This is a genomic window from Achromobacter xylosoxidans A8 (assembly GCF_000165835.1).
Lineage (GTDB): Bacteria > Pseudomonadota > Gammaproteobacteria > Burkholderiales > Burkholderiaceae_B > Achromobacter > Achromobacter xylosoxidans_B.
On the sequence record NC_014640.1, the window covers coordinates 830,578 to 853,880 of the forward strand.

Genomic DNA, 23,303 nt, shown 5'->3' on the forward strand with positions numbered 1-23,303 from the left:
ATGGAATTCGAACATCGGCCCGTTCTGCTGGAGCCGACGGTGGACGCGTTATTGCTGCCCGACTTCGGCGGCAAGGGCGCGACACGGTCGCATCAGCAGGCCGGGCCGGCTACGGCTACGCGAGCGGAGGACGGCGTCTTCGTCGACGGCACCTTCGGGCGTGGCGGGCACAGCCGCGAACTTTTGGGCCGTCTGGGCAAGGCTGCCAGGCTGGTGGTGTTCGACAAGGACCCGGAGGCGATCGCCGTAGCCAATGCGTTGGCGGCAGCGGACCCGAGGGTCACCGTGGTGCATGGCGGCTTTGCCACCATGGCCGAAGAATTGGAGCAGCTCGGTATCGGCAAGGTCGATGGCGTGATGCTGGATCTGGGCGTTTCCTCGCCTCAGATCGACGATGCCGAGCGCGGTTTCTCGTTCATGCGAGACGGCCCGCTCGATATGCGGATGGACACCACTCGTGGTCCCACGGTGGCGGATTGGCTGGCGCAAGCCAGTGTGGATGAGATGCGGGAGGTCATAGCGGATTATGGCGAAGAACGGTTTGCTTTTCAGGTTGCAAAGGCGATTGCTGCTCGCCGCGCAACAAGGCCGCTGCGCACCACGCTCGAACTTGCCGAGTGCGTCGCCAGCGCCGTCCGCACGCGCGAAAAGGGGCAGCATCCGGCCACACGCACCTTTCAAGCTCTACGGATTTACATCAATCGGGAACTCGAAGAGCTCGCGCGCACCCTCGCGGCAGCTCTAGACCTGCTCGCCCCGGGAGGGAGGTTGGCGGTGATCAGCTTTCATTCGCTTGAAGACCGCATGGTCAAGCAGTGCATCGCGGCGGCGGCTCGTCCGGCTGCCGCGCATGCGCGCCTGCCCCTGCGGGAAAGCGAAATGCCGCAGCCGGTCCTGCGTTCCCTGGGGCGCGTGCTGGCCGAAGACGATGAGGTCTCGGCCAACGCCCGTGCCCGCTCCGCCGTCCTGCGCGTTGCCGAACGCACCGAAACGCCGCTGCCCGCCGAGGGCGGCTTTGCGTTCGTGAAGATCGGCTCGCTGCCGGGCAGCGACCTGGCTCCTGCGCCGCGCCGCGGCAAGGGGGGGCGTCGCTAATGGGTCGCGTCAACCTGATCGTTGCGGCTTTACTGATGCTGTCGGCCATTTCCCTGGTCACCAGCCGGTATCAGTCGCGCCAGCTCTTTATCGAGCTGGGCCGCGATCAGGCGCACGCACGCGACCTTGAAACCAGTTGGCGGCGTCTGCAGCTGGACCGCGCCGAACTCGCCCGCAACGCGCGGGTGGACGCTATTGCGCGTGAGGGCCTGAAGATGATTTCCATCGTTCCGGACCGCACGCTGTACATGAATCAGGCGCCTGTCTCCGCCAGCGGAGGCGCGCAATGAAACGCGTCCCCTTCTTCGACAACCCCGTGCTGCGCGGGCAATTGCCCACGTGGCGCGCGCGCCTGGTGCTGATCCTGCTGTTCGGCGGGTTCACCGTGCTGGCCGGCCGCGCGCTGTTCCTGCAGGGGCTGTCCACCGAATTCCTGCAGCAGCAGGGCGAGCGGCGCTATGAGCGCACGCTGACCCTGGCCGCCACGCGCGGCAAGATCATGGACCGCAATGGCGCGGTGCTGGCCTCCAGCGTGCCGGCGCGCGCCATCTGGGCGATTCCCGAAGACGCCAAGCAGGCCACCCCGGCGCAGATGGATACCTTGGCGAAGCTGCTGGAAACGCCCTTGGCCGATCTGCGCCACCGCCTGGTCGACGAAGACAAGAACTTCGTCTACCTGAAGCGCCAGGTCTCGATGGACGTGGCCGACAAGATCAAGCAATTGGGCATGCCGGGCGTGCACCAGCAGCCGGAGACCCGCCGTTATTACCCGGACGGCGACGTGATGGCCCATGTGGTGGGCTTCAACAGCGTCGAGGACCAGGGACAGGAAGGCGTCGAATTGACGTTCAACCAGCAGTTGTCCGGCCGCCCCGGCAGCCGCCGCGTCATCAAGGACCGGCTGGGCCGCGTGATCGAGGACGTGCAGGCCGTGACCCTGCCAGTGGATGGCCGCGACCTGCGCCTGTCCATCGACACGCGCTTGCAGTACCTGGTGTTCAAGGCTCTGAAGGACGCCATGGACAAGCACCAGGCCAAGGGCGCGACCGCCGTGGTGGTGGACGTGCACACGGGCGAGATCCTGGCCCTGGCCAACGTGCCTACCTTCGATCCGAACAAGCGCGAAACCTTTCATGGTTCCAAGCTGCGCAACCAGGCCATTACCGACACGTTCGAACCTGGCTCGATCATGAAGCCCTTCACCGCCGCGCTGGCGCTGGACCTGGGTCGCATCAGCACCAAGACGCTGTTTGAAACCGGCAATGGCCGCTTCCAATACCAAGGCAGCACGATCAGTGACGTGAGCCGCAACGGCACGCTGGACGTGGCCGGCGTACTGCGCAAGTCCAGCAACATCGGCATGACCATGATCTCCGAGAAGCTGGAATCCCGCGAGATGTGGGACCGCTTCACCGAATTGGGCCTGGGCCAGGCGCCCCAGGTGGGATTTCCCGGCGCGGCGCCCGGCCGCCTGCGCCCCTGGGACCGCTGGCGCCTGATCGAAAAGGCCACGATGGCCTACGGCTACGGCCTGTCGGTGTCGCTGCTGCAGGTGGCGCGCGCCTATACCGTTTTCGCCCGCAATGGCGACATGGTGTCGCTGACGCTGGTCAAGCGCGACAGCGACCCTACCAGCGTCAAGATCTATACGCCCAAGACCACCGAAATGGTGCGCGGCATGCTGGAAGCCGCCGCTGGTCCTGAAGGCACCAAGGCTGCCCAGGTGCAGGGCTATCGCGTGGCCGGCAAGAGCGGCACGGCGCGCAAGATCGTCGACGGCAAGTACAGCATGCAGCGCTATCGGAGCTCCTACGTGGGCTTCGCTCCGGTGTCGGATCCGAAGATCGTCGTGGCCGTGTCCATCGACGAGCCGACGGTTGGCGGCTATTACGGCGGCGCTATCGCCGCGCCCGTGTTCTCCCAGATCGTGGGGGGGAGCTTGCGGCTGATGGGGGTGCGCCCGGACGCGCCCTTCGAATCCACAATTGTTGCTGGTCTTAAGGAGCCAGGCAGATGAGCGCCAAAGGCTTCCTCTTCAACCCTGTCGCCACGGTTGCCGAAACCGTGGCGTGGTTGCATTCGCGCGTGTCGTTGACCGCGCACCTCAAGCTGGACTCCCGCGATATCGAGCCGGGCGATGTTTTCGTCGCCTGCCCGGGTCTGTCCAGCGACGGACGTCTCTATATAGAGAAGGCGTTGGCGCTGGGCGCCAGCGCGGTGTTGTTCGAAGCCCCCGCCAACGATGCCGTCGCGGCCGTGGCGGACCAGGCCCCGATGCTGCCGGTGACCGGCCTGCGCGCCCTGTTGGGCGAGCTGGCCGACACCTGGTATGGCCGGCCTTCGGCCGAGCTGGCAGTCGTGGCGGTGACTGGCACCAACGGCAAGACCTCATCGGTGCAGTGGATCGCCCACGCGCTGAGCCGCAATGACAAGCCTTGCGGCACCATCGGCACCCTGGGCGCCGTGCTGCCCGACGGGCGCACGCTGGGCGGCGACCTGACCACGCCTGACGTGCTGACCGTGCATCGCACGCTGGCCGCCATGCGCGACGCCGGCGCCAAGGCCGTGGCGATGGAGGCATCCTCCATCGGCATCGAGCAGGGCCGGATGGACGGCGTGCGCGTTGCGCTGGCCGCCTTCACCAACCTGACCCGCGACCATCTCGATTATCACGGCACCATGGAGCGGTACGAGGCCGCCAAGGCGCGCCTGTTCCGTTGGCCGGGGCTGACCGCCGCCGTGATCAACGCCGACGACGAAGCCGGACGCCGCCTGATCGCCGGTCTGCCCGCGGGCATGGCGATGGGCTACAGCCTGAGCGCCGACCCGGAGATTCCCGCCGGCATGCGCGCGCGCGATCTCCAGGCCACTGCCCAGGGCCAGATCTTCACGTTGGTGTCGCCGCATGGCGAGGCCCAGATCGTGACCCGCCTGCTGGGCGCGCACAACGTGTCGAACCTGCTGTTGGTGGCGGGTGTGCTGTATCAACTGGGCCTGCCGTTTGCGCAGATCGCGCGCGAACTGGCCGCGACGGATCCCGTCGACGGCCGCCTGCAGACCGTCGAGCCGGTGGCGCACAGCACCCAGGCCGCCACGGGCCGCGGCGCGCTGGTGGTGGTGGACTATGCACATACGCCCGACGCGCTGGCGCGGGCGCTGTCCGCCCTGCGCGCCGTCGCGACCGCACGCTCGGGCCGCCTGATCTGCCTGTTCGGTTGCGGCGGCGAGCGTGATCCGGGCAAGCGTCCCGAGATGGGCCGTATCGCCGCGGACCTGGCCGACCACGTGGTCGTATCCAGCGACAACCCGCGTACCGAATCGCCCGAAGCCATCGTCGAACAGATCCTGGCCGGCATTCCCGACAGCGTGCGCCCCGACGTGCAGGTGGACCGCGCGCGCGCCATCATGCAGACCATCTGGGCGGCAGCACCCGATGACGTGGTGCTGCTGGCCGGCAAGGGACATGAAACCTATCAGGACATCGGAGGCGAGAAGCTGCCCTTCGATGACCGCGAATGGGCGCGGCTGGCGCTGCTGGTGCCGCAGATCAAGGGCGTGTCCACCGACACGCGTCGCATCGGCCAGGGCGAACTGTTCGTGGCGCTGGTGGGCGAGAACTTCGACGCTCACAACTATCTGGACCAGGCCGAGGCGCGCGGCGCCTGCGCGGCCGTGGTGGCGCATGCCGTGCCCGATGCCAAGCTGCCGCAACTGGTGCTGGGCGACACGCGCATCGCGTTGATGCGCATCGGCGCCGCCTGGCGTGCGCAGTTCGCGTTGCCCGTGGTGGCGGTGACCGGCAGCAACGGCAAGACCACCACCAAGGAAATGATCTCGGCCATGCTGGCCGAGTGGCAGGGCGAGGCGGGCCGCCTGGCGACCGCCGGCAACCTGAACAACGACATCGGCGTGCCGCTGACTCTGCTGCGCCTGCGGCCGGAGCACCGCGCAGCCGTATTCGAGCTGGGCATGAACCACCCCGGCGAGATCGCGCAATTGGCCGCCATCGCCGCGCCCACGGTGGCGCTGGTGACCAACGCCCAGCGCGAGCACCAGGAATTCATGCACAGCGTGGAAGCCGTGGCCCATGAGAACGGCGCGGCCATCGCGGCGCTGCCCGAGGATGGTGTCGCGGTTTATCCCGGCGACGAACCCTATTCGGCGATTTGGGACGCCTTGGCCGAGCCGCGCCGTGTGCTGCGCTTCGGCCTGCAACCCGGCCTGGACGTGTATGCCGAACAGATCCTCGCGGACGTGCACGCCACGCGGTGCCGCGTGGTCACGCCGATGGGCGTCGCCGACTTGACGCTGCCGGTGCCGGGCCTGCACAACCTGCGCAACGCGCTGGCGGCCATCGCCAGCGCGATCGCCGCGGGGGCGCCGCTGGAAGGCGCGGTGCGCGCCCTGTCCGGATTCAGCCCGGTCGCGGGCCGCATGCAGCACAAGCATATGAGTGACGGAACGTTGCTCATCGATGACACCTACAATGCCAACCCCGACTCGGTGCGCGTGGCCGTGGACGTGCTGGCCCGCATGGCCGGCAAGCGCGTCCTGGTGCTGGGCGACATGGGCGAGGTCGGGGACAACGGCCCCGCCATGCATGTCGAGGTGGGCAATTACGCGCGCGAGCAAGGGCTCGACGCGTTCATCACGCTAGGCGAAGCCAGCCGGGCGGCCGCGGCCGCATTCGGAGTGGGCGCGCACGCCTGCGCATCGGTAGACGAAGTGGTTGCCGCCTTGCGCGGCTTGCGCGCGTCCTGCGTATTGATAAAGGGATCGCGCTTTATGCGCATGGAGCGGGTAGTGACGGCTTTTTCTACGAATGAAGGTGTGACGGCCAAGGGGCAGGGAGAGCAGAATGCTGCTTGAAATCGCCCGCATGCTGTCTGACGATGTGCGCGCGCTGGGGGTGTTCGAATACATCACCTTGCGCGCCGTGCTGGCGTGCGCGACCGCGCTTTTGATCGGCCTGGTGGCCGGTCCGCGCGTGATCCGCAAACTGACCGAGATGAAGATCGGCCAGGCCGTGCGTTCCTACGGTCCGGAAACCCATCTGGTCAAGACTGGCACGCCCACCATGGGCGGCGTGCTGATCCTTATCTCCATCGCCATCAGCACGCTGCTGTGGGCGGATTGGACCAACCGCTTCGTGTGGGTGGTGCTGCTGGTGACCTTCGGCTTCGGCTGGATCGGCTGGATGGACGATTACCGCAAGGTGGTTTATCGCGATCCGGAAGGCATGCCCGCGCGGCAGAAATTCTTCTGGCAGGCGACCATCGGCATCGTGGCGGCGGTGTATCTGGCGTTCGCCGTGTCGGCGCCGGCCAATACCGAACTGTGGCCCCTGTTCAAGGCCTGGGTCGGCAGCGGCTTCACGATGCCCCTGCCGACGCGCGCCGACCTGATCGTTCCGTTCTTCAAGAGCGTGAGCTACCCGTTGGGCGTGCTGGGCTTCGTGGCGCTGACCTGGGCTGTCATCGTCGGCACCAGCAATGCCGTGAACCTGACCGACGGCCTGGACGGCCTGGCCATCATGCCCACCGTCATGGTGGGCAGCGCGCTGGGCATCTTCGCGTACGTGGTCGGCCGCGTGGACTATTCCAAGTACCTGTTATTCCCCTATATCCCGGGCGCATCGGAATTGATGGTGCTGTGCGCCGCGATCGGCGGCGCCGGCCTGGCGTTTTTGTGGTTCAACGCGTATCCGGCGCAGGTCTTCATGGGCGACGTCGGCGCGCTGGCGCTGGGCGGCGCATTGGGCACCATCGCGGTCATCGTGCGCCAGGAAATCGTGCTGTTCATCATGGGCGGCGTGTTCGTGGTCGAGACCCTTTCCGTGATGATGCAAGTGACTTGGTTCAAGTACACCAAGCGACGTTATGGAACAGGTAGACGCATTTTCCGCATGGCCCCGTTGCATCATCACTTTGAAGTGGGTGGCTGGAAAGAAACCCAGGTGGTCGTGCGTTTCTGGATCATCAGCATGATGCTGGTGCTGATTGGCCTCTCTACCCTGAAGTTGCGATGAATACGATGGAAACCTCCCGCGCAGACGCGCCGCTCGTCCTGATCCTCGGATTGGGCGAGACGGGTGTCGCCGCCGCTCGCTGGTGCGCCCGCCTGGGCGCCCGCTTGCGCGTGGCTGACACGCGCGCTGAACCGGGTGGGCTGGCCGCGCTGCGCGAAGCGCTGGCGCAAAGCGAAGTGGAATACCGCCTGGGCTGCGATCAGTCCTTCGACACCGCGCTGCTGGATGGCGTGAGCCAACTGGTGCTGAGCCCCGGCCTGGCGCCCGCTCAGCCTCCCGCGGCCGATCTGCTGCGTGAGGCCGAGGCCCGCGGCATCGAGATTGTTGGCGAAATCGAATTGTTTGCGCGCGCGCTGGCCGACCTGGCCGAAACGCGCGAGTACCGGCCGCGCCTGTTGACCGTGACCGGCACCAACGGCAAGACCACCGTCACTGCGCTGACGCGTCAACTGATCGAGGCCAGCGGCCTGTCGGTCGTGGCGGCGGGCAACATCAGCCCCGCGGCGCTGGCCGCGCTGATGGATGCGCTGGATGCGGAATCGCTGCCACAAGTCTGGGTGCTGGAGCTGTCCAGTTTCCAGCTGGAAACCACGCACTCGCTGATGGCCGACGCAGGTGTCGTGCTGAACGTCACCCAGGATCACCTGGACTGGCATGGCAGCATGGAGGCCTACGCTCAGGCCAAGGCCCGTCTGCTGAAGATGGCGCGCGTGGCCATCGTCAACCGCGACGATCCCTATACCGTGGACATGGTCGCCACCCTGAACGCGCTGAACGTGCGCAGCTTCGGCCGCGACGTGCCGGAGCTGGTCGGCGACATGGGCCTGGAACTGGGCCAGGGCGTGGCCTGGCTGGTGGCCTGCGAACCCAATGATTTCGATGAGCCCGCGCCGCCGGTGCGCCGCAAGAAGGACGCGCCTGAACCTGTGCGCGCCAAGGGCCGCATGAGCCGCCTGATGCCGGTGGACGCCTTGCGCATCCGCGGCATCCACAATGCCCTGAACGCGCTGGCCGCGTTGCAACTGGCCCGTTGCCTGGACCTGGGCTGGGGCGCGATGTTGCGCGCGCTGCGCGAATACGCCGGCGAACCGCATCGCGCGGCCTTTGTGCGCACGATCGGTGGCGTCGACTACATCAATGACAGCAAGGGCACCAACGTGGGCGCCACTGTCGCCGCGCTGGAGGGCCTGGGCCAGCAGGTCGTGCTGATCGCCGGCGGCCAGGGCAAGGGCCAGGATTTCGCGCCGCTGATTCCGGGGGTGACGCAGCATGCGCGCGCCGTGATGCTGATCGGCCAGGACGGTCCCGAGATCGGCCGCGTGCTGGCGTCGACCGGGGTGCAGTGCGTCATGGCTGAAACGTTGCGCGACGCGGTGCGCGGCGCCGCCGAACTGGCCCAGCCCGGCGATGCCGTGCTGCTGTCGCCCGCCTGCGCCAGCCTGGACATGTTCCGCAACTATCCGCATCGCGGACAGGTGTTCGTGGAAGAGGTCGAAGACCTGGCCCGCGACCGTGGAGAGGTCGCATGAGCCTGATCGCCGATCTCACCGCCAGCGTCAACGCCGTACGGCCCGGCCGTACCCGCATGCGCAATTTCGATCTGCCGCTGGTCATCGCGGCGTCGACCTTGCTGCTGCTCGGCCTGCTGATGGTGTACTCGGCATCGATCGCGCTGGCCGACGGCCCGCGCTACGCGTCCTATGGCCGCTACTACTTCGTGATCCGCCACGGCCTGTTCATCAGTGCCGGGCTGCTTGCCGCCGCCGTGGTGCTGGCGGTGCCGATCCGCGTGTGGCAGCGTCTGGCCGTGCCCCTGTTCGTGGTCGCCAACGTGCTGCTGGTGGCCGTGCTGATTCCCGGCATCGGCCGCGAAGTCAACGGCGCGCACCGCTGGATTCCGCTGGGTCCGCTCAACTTCCAGCCTTCCGAGCTGATGAAGCTGGCCGCGCTGCTCTACGCCGCCGATTACACCGTGCGCAAGCAGGAACATATGCAGGCGTTCGCGCGGGGCTTCCTGCCCATGGCGTTCGCGCTGGCCGGCGTCGGCATGCTGCTGCTGCTCGAGCCCGACCTGGGCGCTTTCATGGTGATCGTGGCGATCGCCATCGGCATCCTGTTCCTGGGTGGCATCAACGGCAAGTACTTCAGCAGCCTGCTGGCGGTGCTGGTCAGCACGTTTCTGATGCTGATCTGGCTGTCGCCGTGGCGCCGCGCACGTCTGTTCGCCTACCTGGATCCCTGGAACGAAGACAATGCCTACGGCAGCGCCTACCAGTTGTCGCATTCGCTGATTGCCCTGGGCCGCGGCGAATGGCTGGGCGTGGGCCTGGGCGCCAGCGTCGAAAAGTTGCACTACCTGCCCGAAGCGCACACCGACTTCCTGATGGCGGTGGTGGGAGAGGAACTGGGCTTTGCCGGCGTGATGCTGGTCATCACCTTGTTCGCCATCATCGTCTACCGCGGATTCGACATCGGCCGCCAGGCCATCGCCATGGAACGCACCTTCGCGGGCCTGGTGGCGCACGGCGTGGCGATGTGGTTCGGCGTGCAGGCCTTCATCAATATGGGCGTCTGCCTGGGCCTGCTGCCCACCAAGGGCCTGACCCTGCCCCTGATGAGCTACGGCGGTTCGGGCGTGGTGATGAACCTGTGCGCCCTGGCCATGTTGATCCGGGTCGACGTGGAAAACCGCATCATGATGCGTGGGGGGCGGGTATGACGGCCTCGCGCACCATCCTGATCATGGCCGGCGGCACCGGCGGCCACATCATGCCGGGCCTGGCGGTGGCCGATGTGCTGCGCGAGCGCGGCTGGCGCGTGCTGTGGCTGGGCAATCCCGAAAAGATGGAAGGCCGGCTGGTGCCGCCGCGCGGCATCGAGCTGGTTCCGTTGCGCTTTCAGGGCGTGCGCGGCAAGGGCGCCTCGGCGCTTCTGAAGCTGCCGTTCCTGCTGCTGCGCGCGTTCGGGCAAGCCTGGTCGCGTTTGTCCGACGTGCGGCCCGACGTGGTGCTGGGCATGGGCGGCTACGTGGCTTTCCCGGGCGGCGTCATCGCGGCGCTGCGCGGCACGCCGCTGGTCGTGCATGAACAGAATGCCGTGGCAGGCACCGCGAACAAATGGCTGGCCCGGATGGCCCGCCGCGTGCTCAGCGGCTTTCCCGGCGTATTGCCCAAGGGCGAGGCCATGGGCAATCCGGTGCGCGCGGACCTGTGCGCGCTGCCGGACCCGGCGGCGCGTTACGCAGGCCGCAGCGGTCCGCTGCGGGTGCTGATCGTGGGCGGCAGCCTGGGCGCCCAGGCGCTGAACACGACTTTGCCGCAGGCGCTCGCGCGCCTGCCGCAGGAAAGCCGGCCGATGGTGGTACACCAGGCCGGCGAACAACATTTGCCCGCGCTGCAGCAGGCCTACGCCCAGGCGGGCGTGGAAGCCGACTGCCGCGCATTCATCGATGACATGGCGGGCGCCATGGGCGATGCCGACCTGCTGATCTGCCGCGCGGGCGCCATGACGGTGTCCGAAGTGGCCGCGGCAGGCGTGGCGGCCTTGTTCGTGCCGTTCCCGCATGCCATCGATGACCACCAGACCGCCAACGCGCGCTTCCTGAGCGATGCGCAGGCCGCCTGGCTGCAGCCGCAGACCGGCCTGACGCCCGAATGGCTGGCGCAGTGGCTGGGCCAGCGCTCCCGACAAGAACTCCAAGCCGTGGCCGAACGGGCCCGCGCGCATGCGCGTCCCGAAGCCGCGGCTCATATCGCCGACGTCTGTGAACAAGCAGCGGGGCGTTCATCATGAAACACAGAATTCAACACATCCATTTCGTAGGCATAGGCGGCTCGGGCATGAGCGGCATTGCCGAGGTGCTGCTCAACCTGGGCTACACCATCAGCGGTTCCGACCTGAACGAGTCGGCGGTGACGCGCCGCCTGGCCGGCCTGGGCATGAAGATCGCGATCGGCCACGTCGCCAGCAACGTCACCGGCGCCGCCGCCATCGTCACGTCCACGGCAGTGGCGGGCGACAACCCTGAAGTGATCGCCGCCCGCGCGGCGCGCATTCCGGTGGTGCCGCGCGCCCTCATGCTGGCCGAGCTGATGCGCCTGAAGCGCGGCATCGCCGTTGCCGGCACGCATGGCAAGACGACCACGACCAGCCTGGTGGCCAGCGTGCTCGCCGCCGGCGACCTGGATCCGACCTTCGTGATCGGCGGCCGCCTGAATTCCGCGGGCGCAAATGCGCGCCTGGGGCAGGGCGACTACATCGTGGTCGAAGCCGACGAATCCGACGCCTCGTTCCTGAATCTGCTGCCGGTGATGGCCATCGTGACCAACATCGATGCCGATCACATGGACACCTACGGGCACGACGTGGCGCGCCTGAAGAGCGCCTTCATCGAGTTCACGCAGCGCCTGCCGTTCTACGGCAGCGCCGTGCTGTGCTCGGACGACGCCAATGTGCGTGAAATCATGCCCTTCGTGTCGCGGCCGATCACGACCTATGGCCTGAACGAAGAGGCGCAGGTGCGCGCCTACGAAGTGCAGCCGGCGGGCACGCGCATGCGCTTCAACGTGCAGCGCACGCATCGCGACACCCTGTTGCCGCCGCTGCAGGTCGAACTGAACCTGCCGGGCCTGCACAACGTGCGCAACGCGCTGGCCGCGATCGCCGTGGCGACCGAGCTGGGCGTGGCCGACGAGGCCATCTGCGAGGCATTGTCTTCCTTCCACGGCGTGGGCCGTCGTTTCACGCAAACGGGCGATTTCCCCGTGCCGGCCAACCATGGCGGCGGCACCTTCACGGTGATCGACGACTACGGCCATCACCCGGTGGAAATGGCTGCCACGCTGGCCGCCGCGCGCGGCGCCTGGCCCGACCGCCGCATCGTGCTGGCGTTCCAGCCGCATCGCTACACCCGGACTCGGGATTGTTTTGAAGACTTCGTGCGCGTGCTGGGCACCGCCGATGCCGTGTTGCTGACCGAGGTCTACGCCGCGGGCGAACCGCCTTTGGTGGCGGCGGACGGCCGGGCCTTGTCGCGCGCCTTGCGTGTGGCCGGCAAGGTCGAGCCGGTGTTCGTCGAGGACGTGGCGGAGCTGCCGCAGGCCGTGGTCGATTTCGTGCGCGACGGCGACGTGGTGATTGTTATGGGAGCGGGTTCGATCAGCAAGGTCCCCGCCCAAGTTGGAGAACTGGCATGAGCACGCAATTCGGCAAAGTGGGTGTGTTGTACGGCGGGCGCTCCGCCGAACGCGAAGTGTCCTTGATGTCGGGCGCGGGCGTGCACCAGGCGCTGCTCAGCGCCGGCGTGGACGCGCACCTGTTCGACACGGGCGAGCGCAGCCTGTCCGAGCTGGCCGCCCAAGGCTTCGACCGCGTGTTCATCGCTTTGCACGGCCGCTATGGCGAAGACGGCACCATCCAGGGGGCGCTGGAACTGCTGGGCATCCCCTACACCGGCAGCGGCCCGCTGGCGTCCGCGCTCGCCATGGACAAGACCATGACCAAGCGCGTGTGGCTGCAGCACGGCCTGCCCACGCCCGACTTTGAATTGCTGGATGCGGACACCGAACTGCGCCTGGTGCCGGACCGCCTGAGCCTGCCGCTGATCATCAAGCCGCCGCACGAAGGATCGACGGTGGGCATTACCAAGGTGGTGGGCTATTCCGACATGAAGGAAGCCTACGCCGCAGCGGCCCGTTTCGACGCCGAAGTGCTGGCCGAGCAGTTCATCACCGGCCGCGAGCTGACCGTGGCGGTGCTGGGCGGCGGCAAGACCGCGCGCGCGCTGCCCGTCATCGAGATCGCCGCGCCTGGCGGCAATTACGACTACGAGCACAAGTACTTCTCCGACGACACGCAGTACTTCTGCCCGGCCACCTTGCCGCCCGAAGTGGCCGCGGAAGTCGCCGAGATCGCGGTCCAGGCTTACCAGGCGCTGGGCTGCGAAGGCTGGGGCCGCGCCGATTTCATCCTCGACCGCGACAACCGGCCGTGGCTGCTTGAAATGAATACCTCGCCTGGCATGACCAGCCATTCACTCGTTCCCATGGCCGCCAAGGCGGTGGGAATCAGCTACGCCGACCTGTGCGTGGCGATCTTGTCCGAGGCCGCGTGCAAAGTGCGCAGCCCGGCCCGTAACGCTTGACCCGGATACTCTGTGTGGAACGACGCTCGCACCACCAACCTGATCGCCAACACGCTGGCCGTGCTGGCGGTTTGCGCCATGCTCGTCGCGGGCGTGGTGTGGGTGGTGCAACGCCCGTTCTTCACGCTCTCGGCCATCGAGCTGGAATCGATGCCGGACACCGAGCTGCACTACGTCTCCACGGGGGCGGTGCGGTCGGCGATCGCGGGCCGCTTCAAGGGCAATTTCTTCACGGTCGACCTGGACGACGCGCGCGAGATCTTCGAGTCGGTGCCGTGGGTCCGGCACGCCACCGTGCGGCGGATCTGGCCCAATGTGCTGCGCGTGCGGATCGAGGAACAGCAGCCTCTGGCGCTGTGGAACGAGAACCAGATGATCAACACCTGGGGCGAAGCGTTCACGGCCAATACGGGCGAGGTGGACGACGAGACCGTGCTGCCGCAGTTCTCCGGTCCGGAGGGCACCGAATCGCTCGTCGTGCAACGCTACGCCGAACTGGCCCGCTGGTTCGCGCCGCTCGATATGCACGTGACGCAGCTGGATCTGAGTCCGCGCTACGCCTGGCGCGTGGTGCTGTCCAACGGCATGTCGCTGGACCTGGGCCGAGATCCGGGCGCGGACGCGCCGGATCCGCATGGCCTGCCGGGCGCTCTGCCGTTCGCGGCCCGAATTCAACGTTTTGTGCAGGCGTGGCCCGCCGTGTCGGGGCGCCTGGAAGGGCGCACCGTGACGCAGGCCGACCTGCGTTATCCCAATGGTTTCGCCCTGGCGCTGGCCCCGTTGCCGCCGTCGGAAACCAAATCCAAATCCATACCGAAACCTCCCAAGAAACGCTAACGCCATGACCCGTGACATCAAGGACCTTATCGTCGCCCTCGATATCGGCACCAGCAAGGTGGTGGCTGTGGTGGCTGAAATTTTGCCTGAAGGGCGATTCGAAGTGCTAGGCCTGGGCCAGCACGAATCGCGCGGCATGCGCAAGGGCGTGGTCGTCAACATCGAGACCACTGTGAATTCCATCCAGCGCGCGCTTGAAGAAGCCGAGCTGATGGCAGATTGCAAGATTCGCGACGTCTACACCGGCATTGCCGGCAGCCATATCCGCAGCTTCAACTCCAGCGGCATGGTCGCCGTGAAAGACAAGGAAGTCACCGCCACCGACGTTGCCCGCGTCATCGAGACCGCCAAGGCGGTGAACATCCCGACCGACCAGCAGGTGCTGCACGTGCTGACGCAGGAGTTCATCGTCGACGGCCAGGAAGACATCCGCGAGCCCATCGGCATGAGCGGCCTGCGCCTGGAAGTGCGCGTGCACATCGTGACGGGCGCGGTCAGCGCCGCCCAGAACATCGTCAAGTGCGTGCGCCGCTGCGGCCTGGAAGTGCAAGACCTGATCCTGCAGCCCCTGGCGTCCAGCCTGGCCGTGCTGACCGCCGATGAAAAAGAACTCGGCGTGGTGCTGGTCGACATCGGCGGCGGCACCACCGACGTTGCCATCTTCACCGGCGGCGCGATCCGTCACACCGCCGTCCTGCCGATTGCCGGCGACCAGATCACCAACGACATCGCCGCGATGCTGCGCACGCCCACGCCCGATGCCGAGGAAATCAAGCTGCGCTACGGCGTGGCCAAGCAGGTGCTGGCCAGCCCGGACGAGTCCGTGGAAGTGCCGGGCCTGGGCGACCGCGGTCCGCGCCAGGTCAAGCGCCAGGCGCTGGGCGCCGTGATCGAACCGCGCGTGGAAGAACTGTTCACGCTGGTGCAGCAGGTCGTGCGCGATTCCGGCTACGAGGACCTGCTGGCGTCCGGCGTGGTCCTGACCGGCGGATCGGCGCAACTGCCCGGCATGATCGAACTGGCCGAGGACGTGTTCCTCAAGCCGGTGCGCGTGGCGGTGCCCGAATACGAAGGCAGCCTGGCCGACGTGATGCGCAATCCGCGCTTCTCGACGGTGATGGGCTTGTTGCAGGAAGCACGGATGCAGCGCGTGCGCGGCCGCAAGGTCGCCGCCCAGACCGGCAATTTCAAGAGCCTGCTGGCGCGCATGAAGGAATGGTTCATGAACTGAGTTTCAAGGGGCAGGTTGGGGCCTGTCCTTGGTGCGGTTCGCAGCAGTAACGCGGGCCGGGCCAGAAGAGGGGAGGCGCTTCAAACCCGTTGCGGGCCCGTCCGGCGACGAGTTTGAGGCGATTCACAAAACATAGGTTGGTTGGGGAATTTTTGTGATTTGCGAAATCGGACTTGTGAGGGAGTCATCATGATGAACTTTGAGATGCTTGAGAACAACACCAAAGGGACCGTTATCAAGGTCGTTGGTGTGGGCGGTGCGGGCGGCAATGCCGTGGCGCACATGATTCGCAGCGGTGTGCACGGGGTGGATTTCATCTGCGCCAACACCGATGCGCAGGCACTGGCGGCGACCAACGCCCCGGTGCAGATCCGTCTGGGCCGTACCGGCCTGGGCGCGGGCGCCAAGCCCGAGCAGGGACGTGCGTCGGCTGAAACCGCGCGCGAGGAGATCCGTGCCGCGCTGAATGGCGCGCATATGGTCTTCATCACCGCCGGCATGGGTGGTGGCACCGGCACCGGCGCAGGTCCGGTCGTGGCCGAAGTCGCGAAGGAACTGGGCATTCTGACGGTGGGCGTGGTCACCAAGCCTTTCACCTTCGAAGGCAACAAGCGCCTGAAGATGGCCGAGGACGGTATCTCGGAACTGGCCAAGCACGTGCATTCGCTCATCGTGGTGCTCAACGAGAACCTCTATGAACTGATGGACGAGGACGCGACGCAGGAAGACTGCTTCCGTTCGGCCGACGACATCCTGCACAACGCTTGCGCGGGCATCGCCGAAATCATCAACGTCGAAGGCAACGTCAACGTCGACTTCGAAGACGTCAAGACGATCATGGGCGAGCAGGGCCAGGCCATGATGGGCACGGCGTCGGCTTCGGGTGCGGACCGCGCCCGCGTGGCCGCCGAGCACGCCATTGCTTGCCCGCTGCTGGAAGGCGTGGACCTGAACGGCGCTCGCGGCGTGCTGGTCAACATTACCGCCAGCCGCTCGCTGAAGATGCGCGAAACGCGCGAAATCATGGAAACGATCCGCAGCTACGCTTCGGACGACGCGACCGTGATCTTCGGCACCGCCTACGACGAATCCATGGGCGAAAACCTGCGCGTGACCGTGGTGGCAACTGGCCTGGGCCGTGCGCAAGCGCGTCCGCAGCTGGTGCAGAACACCGCTGAAGTGCTGCGTACCGGCACCGACAACATGCCCATGGGCACGATGCCGGCTGGCGGTCAAGGCGATTACCGCAACCTGGACATGCCGTCTGTCATGCGCAACCCGCGCAGCCAGGCGTCGGCCCAGGTGCGTGCTCTGGAAAGCTCGGGCATGGATCATTTCGACATCCCGGCATTCCTGCGCAAGCAAGCGGATTGAACCTAGGAGCCGATTTCTGGCTCTAATTGCACTCCCTCATCTCCGGCCTGCCTGTCCCCACAGGCAAGCCGGAGGCAGAGCGGTCCGTGTTTCCCTTGCACGGTTTCAATAAGGGACGGAGGTATCGGTCGATCCGGACGCCAAATGGCGCCAGGGATCGGACAGAGTTACAATACGTCAGTTACGCCGGCAATCTGCTTGTCTTCTTGCCGGCTTCCTGGCTCAAAACACCCAAGTCTCATGTTCCGACAGCGCAGCATTCAGAATCTCGTCCGCACGACAGGCGTCGGCGTCCACTCCGGACGGCGGGTCGAGCTCACCTTGCGCCCGGCACAACCGAATACGGGCATCGTGTTCCATCGCGTCGATCTGCCGCAGGTCGTGGATCTGCCCGCGCAGGCCACCGGCGTGGGCGATACGCGCATGGCATCGGTGTTGCAGCAGGGCAATGTCCGCGTGTCCACGGTGGAACACCTGATGTCGGCGCTGGCCGGCCTGGGTATCGACAACCTGCATATCGACCTCACTGCCGAAGAAGTCCCCATCATGGACGGCAGTGCGGCCACGTTTGTCTATCTGCTGCGCTCGGCAGGCATCGTTGAACAGAACGCGCCCAAGCAATTCATCCGCGTGTTGAAGCCGGTGGAAGTGCGCGAAGGCGAAGGCCGCAACGAGAAATGGGCCCGTCTCGAACCCCATGAGGGCTACGCGCTGGCGTTCTCGATCGATTTCCGCCACCCTGCCATCGACTCCACGGCCAATTTTGCCGAGATCGATTTCGCTACGCACTCGTATGTGCGTGAAATCGCTCGCGCGCGCACCTTCGGTTTCGTCAATGAAGTCGAGGCCTTGCGCTCCATGGGCCTGGCCCGCGGCGGCAGCCTGGACAACGCCATCGTCATGGACGAGTACCGCGTGCTCAATAGCGACGGACTGCGCTACGACGACGAATTTGTAAAACACAAGATCCTGGACGCCATCGGCGACCTGTATCTGCTGGGCAAGCCCCTGGTGGCGCGCTACGTCGCGTGCAAGTCGGGCCACGGCCTGAACAACCAGCTGGCCCGTGCGCTGCTGGAGCAGCGCGACGCCTGGGAACTGATTACCTACGAATCGCAGGCTGAAGCGCCACAGGCGTTCCGCCAAGAGTGGCAGCTGGCCTAGAGCCAGGCCCACTCCCTACCCGCTGACGCGGGCCCCCTCCAGGGGCGACGTCTGCGGACCGGCAAAGCCGGCTCCGCGACGTCCGCGCTATCATCTTGCGCGGCTAGGTCCCTGAGGACTCCCAGAGGATGTGACGGCCGTCATCCTCTAGCGCTTTAGGCGCAAACCGGCGGCAAACCATAGGATGGATCCGTCCGAGAACTTGGTTTCGCTTCGTTTCCGGGAGGCCCGGATCACGGACAACCCGGCTGGCTTCAGCTACTCTTGTGGTGCTTCAGCAGCTTGGCGACCGCGTCGGCCAGAGGGCCTGGCCGCAGGTTGTCGTGCAGGGTCTCGAACGCGCCCAGGGCGGTGTCGCCCAGTGGTTGCGCCTCTTTGGGAGGGCGCGGCTGGCGGGCGCCAGGTTTGGGCAAACCCGCTTGTACCTTGACGGCGATTTCGTTAAGGTTCCAGCCTTGGTCTGCCAAGGTCCGCGCGATGCGCGGTGCCAATTGACGCATCTTGGCCGCATGCGCGGCACTCGGCACCACCAGGTGCAGGCACTGGTTTTCCAGCTTGCCCACCTGGCATACGGCGCCCAGCGGGGCGGGCAGAACCGCCGCCACCGCGTACTGGATTTGCAAGTGCTTGCGGGCGGTCGCCAGAACGCCGGCGCCCCGCATGTCATGACCCAGCCATCCCAGGGCGGTATCTTCTTTCCGCCGGCTGGAACTGGAACGTTGACGGTATGAAGTGGGTCTATTCATGCCGGCTCTAAGAATTAGGAAGCAAACCTTGAAAATCGTGATTATGCACGCCCGCGACGGGCGGGACGGGCATTTCACCCTGGGCGGCGCGCGCCTCGCGCTGTTTCTGGGGGGCGCCTTGATCACGGCCGCCATCTTTGGCGCCGCGTTACAACGATACCTTACTCCGATCCTGCCGGCCGTACATACCGTGGGCTGGCCGCTGGCGGGCCAACCCGGGCGCGACGCCGATTTCCTGCGCGGAAACATGAATCTGCTGGCCGCCAAGGTGGGGGCGCTGCAGGCCAAGCTGGTAAGCATCGACGGCCTGGGCCAGCGCGTGGCCAAGGTGGCCGGCGTGGCTTACACCGATCCCGAGTTGGCCAAGCAACTGGCCGTGGCGCAGCCCGAGGCGCTGACCCAGCCCGAAGCCACCCAGGTCATGGACGATCTGTTCACCGACCACCCGCCGCCCAGCGCGGCCTCGGCCGAGGCGCTAGGCCGCCAGCTCGACGAGATCCAGGCCAGGCTGGCCCAGCAGTCGGACAATCTGAAGCTGCTGGACGCGGCGCTGACCAAGCGGTCGGCGGACCAGGCGCGCATGCCGACCGCCATGCCCATCACCGATTACCCCTATCTCAGTTCCTCGTACGGTTGGCGCCGCAACCCCGTGACCGGCCGCAGCGCCATGCACGAGGGCCTGGACTTCGCCGCGCCTCCGGGTACGCCCATCCTCGCGGCCTCGGGCGGGGTGGTGCTGGAGTCCAAGTTCCAGCCGGGCTACGGCAATATGGTCGAGATCGATCATGGGGACGGTTTGATCACCCGTTATGCCCACGCTTCCTCCCTGATGGTGAAGCAGGGGCAACTGGTCGAACGCGGCCAGCAGGTGGCCCGCGTAGGCAGTTCCGGCCGTTCCACCGGCCCGCATCTGCACTTCGAGGTCCGCTTGGCCGGGCAGCCGCTGGACCCGCGCCTGTTCCTGGGACCGCATCAGACCGCGCCGCCTTCCGCGGTGGCCCACGCCGGGCAGTGAACCTGGGCGGTCCGCGCCGGTCAAACCGGCCGGCAGTGCTACCCTGTCCATAGGTTCAGGCTATTGCGCTCCAGGTGCGTTAAACTGGTTCGTTTTCCAGCGGACCCCCGCTCAACCAATAACATCAAGTCACGGGTGACGCTGCTCCGGCCTTTTGCGGGCGCGGCGTGGCTCGTGCGGCCGACATACGCATGGTTTCTCTGCTCAAAAAACTCATAGGCAGCCGCAACGACCGGCTGCTTAAGCAGTATCGCAAGCTGGTAACCCAGATCAATGGGCTCGAACCCAAGATCTCCGCGCTCTCCGATGCGGAGCTGGCGGCCAAAACCGAGGAATTCCGTTCCCGCCACGCCCAGGGCACATCCCTGGACGATCTGCTGCCCGAAGCGTTCGCGGTTGTGCGCGAAGCGGGCAAGCGGGTGTTCGGCATGCGCCACTTCGACGTGCAGATGCTGGGCGGCATCGCCCTGCACAGCGGCAAGATCGCCGAAATGCGCACGGGCGAAGGCAAGACGCTCATGGCGACCTTGCCGGTCTACCTGAATGCGATCGCCGGCAAGGGCGTGCACGTGGTCACGGTGAACGACTACCTGGCCCGCCGCGACGCCGAATGGATGGGACGCCTGTACCACTTCCTGGGCTTGAGCACGGGCGTGGTGGTGCCGCAGCAGCCCAACGAGGAAAAGAAGGCGGCTTACCTCGCCGACATCACCTACGGCACCAACAACGAATTCGGCTTCGACTACCTGCGCGACAACATGGAATACCGTGTTGAAGACCGTCGCCAGCGCGGGCTGTTCTACGCCATCGTCGACGAAGTGGACTCGATCCTGATCGACGAAGCTCGCACGCCGCTGATCATCTCCGGCCAGGCCGAAGACCACACCGAACTCTACGTCCGCATGAATGCGGTGCCGCCGCTGCTCAAGCGCATGGCCCACGAGCCCAAGCCGCAGGAGCCGGAACCCGAAGGCGACTACTGGGTCGACGAAAAGAGCCAGCAGGTCTACCTGTCCGAAGCCGGGCACGAGAACGCCGAAGGCATCCTGTCGCGCCTGGGTATCCTGCCCGAGGGCGAATCGCTGTACGACCCGCGCCATATCGCGCTGATGCACCACCTGATGGTGGCGCTGCGCGCCAACACGCTGTTCTTCCGCGACCAGCAGTACGTGGTGCAGGACGGCGAAGTGGTGATCGTCGACGAATTCACCGGCCGCCTGATGGTGGGCCGCCGCTGGTCCGATGGCCTGCACCAGGCGGTCGAGGCCAAGGAAGGCGTGAAGATCCAGCACGAGAACCAGACGCTGGCGTCGATCACGTTCCAGAACTACTTCCGCATGTACGAAAAGCTGTCCGGCATGACCGGCACGGCCGATACGGAAGCCTACGAATTCCAGGAAATCTACGGGCTCGAAACGGTCATCATCCCGACCAACAAGCCCATGGTCCGCAAGGATCAGAACGACCAGGTCTTCAAGACCGACGGCGAAAAGTACAACGCCATTCTCGAAGACATCCGCGACTGCCACGAACGCGGCCAGCCGGTGCTGGTGGGTACCACCAGCATCGAAAACTCCGAGCTGCTGTCGGGCCTGCTGAAGAAGGCCAAGCTGCCGCACGAAGTGCTGAACGCCAAGCAGCACGCCCGCGAAGCCGAGATCGTCGCCGAAGCCGGCAAGCCTGGCCACATCACCATCGCCACCAACATGGCGGGCCGCGGCACCGACATCGTGCTGGGCGGCAGCGTCGACAAGCAGGTCGACCTGATCCGCGCCGACGAGTCGCTGTCCGAAGCCGAAAAGGACGCCCGCATCGCGAAGGTGCGCGCCGACTGGAAGCCGCTGAACGAGCAGGTCAAGGCCGCCGGCGGCCTGCGCATCATCGGCACCGAACGCCACGAATCGCGCCGTATCGACAACCAGTTGCGCGGCCGTGCCGGCCGCCAGGGCGATCCGGGCTCGTCGCGCTTCTATTTGTCGCTGGAAGACTCGCTGATGCGCATCTTCGCGGGCGACCGCGTGCGCGCCATCATGGAACGCCTGAAGCTGCCCGAGGGCGAGCCCATCGAGGCCGGCATGGTGACGCGTTCGATCGAGACCGCGCAGCGCAAGGTGGAAGGCCGCAACTTCGACATCCGTAAGCAATTGCTGGAGTACGACGACGTCGCCAACGACCAGCGCAAGGTGCTGTATTCGCAGCGCAATGACGTGCTGGAAGCCGCCAGCGTGGGCGCCACCGTGCAGAACCTGCGCGATGCCGCCGTGGCCGAGATGGTCAACACCTACGTGCCGCCGGAATCGGTGGAAGAACAGTGGGACGTGCCGGCGCTGCAAAAGGCGCTGGAAGCCGACTGGCACGTGCAGTTGCCGCTGACCGAAATGCTGGAAAAGGAAGCCAGCCTGACCGACGACGACCTGCGCGAGCGTGTTGTTGGCGCGGCGCGCGACGCCTACCAGGCCAAGGTCGACCAGGTGGGCACGGAATCGTGGTCGCAGTTCGAGCGTTCGATCATGCTGCAGGCGATCGACACGCATTGGCGCGAGCACCTGTCGGCGCTGGATTACCTGCGCCAGGGCATCCATCTGCGCGGCTATGCGCAGAAGAATCCCAAGCAGGAGTACAAGCGCGAAGCCTTCGAACTGTTCTCGGGCATGCTGGACCGCATCCGCGACGACGTGGTCCGGGTGCTGATGACGGTGCGCGTGCAGTCGCAGGAACAGGTCGAACAGGCCGAGGCCGAAGCGGCGCAGCCGCACGTGCAGAACGTGCAGTATCACCATTCCGATTACGACGAAGCGCTGGCCCAGTCCGAACCGGAAGGCGGCGCCCAGCCCGTGCGCAATGCCTTGCCCAAGGTCGGCCGCAACGACCCGTGCCCTTGCGGCAGCGGCAAGAAGTACAAGCAGTGCCACGGCAAGCTCGTCTGATCCAGGAGCCATCATGCTGCATTCCGTCGGCCGCACTGAATTCGACCATGCCGTGGTCATGGTGCGCGACCGGCTGGATGCGCTGGCCCCGCATTTCGAACGCCAGGGGTTCCACCTCAGCGACAAGGCGGTGCACAACCTGGGGTCGTGCAACCGGCTGATCGTGCTGGAAGGCACGTATGTCGAACTGCTGGGCTGGCCGCCCGGCGCGCCGCCCGCCCGCAAGGAAATCGCCGATTCGCCATTTGGGCTGGAAGCGCTGGTGTTCCGCACCTATGATGCCGAAGCCACTCGCGAGCGCCTGCTGGCCGCTGGGTTTGCCGTCAACCCGGTCCAGGAACTGAGCCGTCCCGCCATGCTGGACGGCCAGGAAGTCCAGGCCCGTTTCCATACCGTGCGCTTCGCCGAGCAGCCCTTGCCCGGCATCCGCATGTATTTCTGCCGCCATCTGACGCCCGAGTGCGTGTGGTCGCCTGAACTCATGGCGCACCCCAACGGCGCCCGCAGCCTGGTGCGCATCGATGCCCGGGCGCAGGATGCGCGCGCGGTCGCACAGCAGCTGGCGCTGGTGGCCGGCGTGGACGCCGAAGCCGCAAGCGGCGGCTGGGACGTGCCGCTGGCGAATCTGCGCATCCATGTGAGCCAGGATGCGGCGGCGGGACCCACGCTTTCGACGCTGACCCTGGAAAACAAGGACGGCGCCCACTACACGCTGGATACCGGCCTGTAAGCGCCAGGCGGCAG

Annotated in this window: 18 protein-coding genes; 17 read left to right on the forward strand and 1 reads right to left on the reverse strand. The window is 66.3% G+C overall.

Annotated features, from left to right (window positions below; translation table 11 throughout):
- From rsmH to lpxC, 14 genes are all read left to right on the forward strand, one after another.
- A complete protein-coding gene (gene rsmH / locus AXYL_RS03895; protein WP_013391521.1) occupies positions 1-1,095 on the forward strand; it encodes a 16S rRNA (cytosine(1402)-N(4))-methyltransferase RsmH in 1,095 nt (364 codons plus the stop codon).
- Positions 1,095-1,385 (forward strand): cell division protein FtsL, encoded by a 291-nt coding sequence (gene ftsL, locus AXYL_RS03900; protein WP_013391522.1) that lies wholly within the window; start codon positions 1,095-1,097, stop codon positions 1,383-1,385. Before rsmH ends, ftsL begins: the two co-directional genes overlap by 1 nt.
- The gene (locus AXYL_RS03905) at positions 1,382-3,112 is read left to right on the forward strand and encodes a peptidoglycan D,D-transpeptidase FtsI family protein (protein ID WP_013391523.1); all 1,731 of its coding nucleotides are present in this window, start codon (positions 1,382-1,384) and stop codon (positions 3,110-3,112) included. The genes ftsL and AXYL_RS03905 overlap by 4 nt, the downstream gene beginning before the upstream one ends.
- A complete protein-coding gene (gene murF, locus AXYL_RS03910) occupies positions 3,109-5,964 on the forward strand; it encodes a bifunctional UDP-N-acetylmuramoyl-L-alanyl-D-glutamate--2,6-diaminopimelate ligase MurE/UDP-N-acetylmuramoyl-tripeptide--D-alanyl-D-alanine ligase MurF (protein WP_013391524.1) in 2,856 nt (951 codons plus the stop codon). The genes AXYL_RS03905 and murF overlap by 4 nt, the downstream gene beginning before the upstream one ends.
- Positions 5,954-7,123, forward strand: a complete 1,170-nt coding sequence (gene mraY / locus AXYL_RS03915) for a phospho-N-acetylmuramoyl-pentapeptide-transferase (RefSeq protein ID WP_013391525.1) — start codon at positions 5,954-5,956, stop codon at positions 7,121-7,123. The genes murF and mraY overlap by 11 nt, the downstream gene beginning before the upstream one ends.
- The gene (gene murD, locus AXYL_RS03920; RefSeq protein ID WP_013391526.1) at positions 7,120-8,652 is read left to right on the forward strand and encodes a UDP-N-acetylmuramoyl-L-alanine--D-glutamate ligase; all 1,533 of its coding nucleotides are present in this window, start codon (positions 7,120-7,122) and stop codon (positions 8,650-8,652) included. Before mraY ends, murD begins: the two co-directional genes overlap by 4 nt.
- On the forward strand, positions 8,649-9,842 hold the full coding sequence (gene ftsW, locus AXYL_RS03925) for a putative lipid II flippase FtsW (RefSeq protein WP_013391527.1): 1,194 nt from the start codon (positions 8,649-8,651) through the stop codon (positions 9,840-9,842). The genes murD and ftsW overlap by 4 nt, the downstream gene beginning before the upstream one ends.
- Entirely contained in the window at positions 9,839-10,915 is a 1,077-nt protein-coding gene (gene murG, locus AXYL_RS03930) for an undecaprenyldiphospho-muramoylpentapeptide beta-N-acetylglucosaminyltransferase (RefSeq protein ID WP_013391528.1), read from the forward strand. The genes ftsW and murG overlap by 4 nt, the downstream gene beginning before the upstream one ends.
- Positions 10,912-12,318 (forward strand): UDP-N-acetylmuramate--L-alanine ligase, encoded by a 1,407-nt coding sequence (gene murC / locus AXYL_RS03935; protein WP_013391529.1) that lies wholly within the window; start codon positions 10,912-10,914, stop codon positions 12,316-12,318. Before murG ends, murC begins: the two co-directional genes overlap by 4 nt.
- Positions 12,315-13,265, forward strand: coding sequence for a D-alanine--D-alanine ligase (locus AXYL_RS03940; protein WP_013391530.1), 951 nt, complete (start codon positions 12,315-12,317; stop codon positions 13,263-13,265). The genes murC and AXYL_RS03940 overlap by 4 nt, the downstream gene beginning before the upstream one ends.
- 12 nt (positions 13,266-13,277) lie before the next feature.
- Positions 13,278-14,102, forward strand: coding sequence for a cell division protein FtsQ/DivIB (locus AXYL_RS03945; RefSeq protein WP_013391531.1), 825 nt, complete (start codon positions 13,278-13,280; stop codon positions 14,100-14,102).
- A 4-nt stretch (positions 14,103-14,106) separates the two neighbouring features.
- A complete protein-coding gene (ftsA, locus tag AXYL_RS03950; protein ID WP_006217473.1) occupies positions 14,107-15,333 on the forward strand; it encodes a cell division protein FtsA in 1,227 nt (408 codons plus the stop codon).
- A 189-nt stretch (positions 15,334-15,522) separates the two neighbouring features.
- A complete protein-coding gene (gene ftsZ / locus AXYL_RS03955; protein ID WP_013391532.1) occupies positions 15,523-16,707 on the forward strand; it encodes a cell division protein FtsZ in 1,185 nt (394 codons plus the stop codon).
- Between the two features lie 240 nt (positions 16,708-16,947).
- Positions 16,948-17,871 carry a UDP-3-O-acyl-N-acetylglucosamine deacetylase gene (gene lpxC / locus AXYL_RS03960; protein ID WP_013391533.1) on the forward strand — a complete coding sequence of 308 codons (924 nt, stop codon included), beginning with the start codon at positions 16,948-16,950 and terminating at the stop codon, positions 17,869-17,871.
- 254 nt (positions 17,872-18,125) lie between these two features.
- Here lpxC and AXYL_RS03965 read toward each other — a convergent pair whose 3' ends face one another.
- Positions 18,126-18,533, reverse strand: coding sequence for a DciA family protein (locus AXYL_RS03965; RefSeq protein WP_013391534.1), 408 nt, complete (start codon positions 18,531-18,533; stop codon positions 18,126-18,128).
- A 127-nt stretch (positions 18,534-18,660) separates the two neighbouring features.
- On the opposite strand from AXYL_RS03965, the gene AXYL_RS03970 reads away from it, so the two are divergent.
- The 3 genes from AXYL_RS03970 to AXYL_RS03980 all read left to right on the forward strand — a co-directional run bounded on the left by AXYL_RS03970 (position 18,661) and on the right by AXYL_RS03980 (position 23,289).
- Complete coding sequence (locus AXYL_RS03970; RefSeq protein WP_013391535.1) at positions 18,661-19,632, forward strand: M23 family metallopeptidase; 972 nt, start codon at positions 18,661-18,663, stop codon at positions 19,630-19,632.
- Positions 19,633-19,823: 191 nt separating this feature from the next.
- Positions 19,824-22,559, forward strand: a complete 2,736-nt coding sequence (gene secA / locus AXYL_RS03975; protein ID WP_013391536.1) for a preprotein translocase subunit SecA — start codon at positions 19,824-19,826, stop codon at positions 22,557-22,559.
- Positions 22,560-22,572: 13 nt separating this feature from the next.
- Complete coding sequence (locus AXYL_RS03980; protein ID WP_013391537.1) at positions 22,573-23,289, forward strand: VOC family protein; 717 nt, start codon at positions 22,573-22,575, stop codon at positions 23,287-23,289.
- Positions 23,290-23,303: the final 14 nt, after the last annotated feature.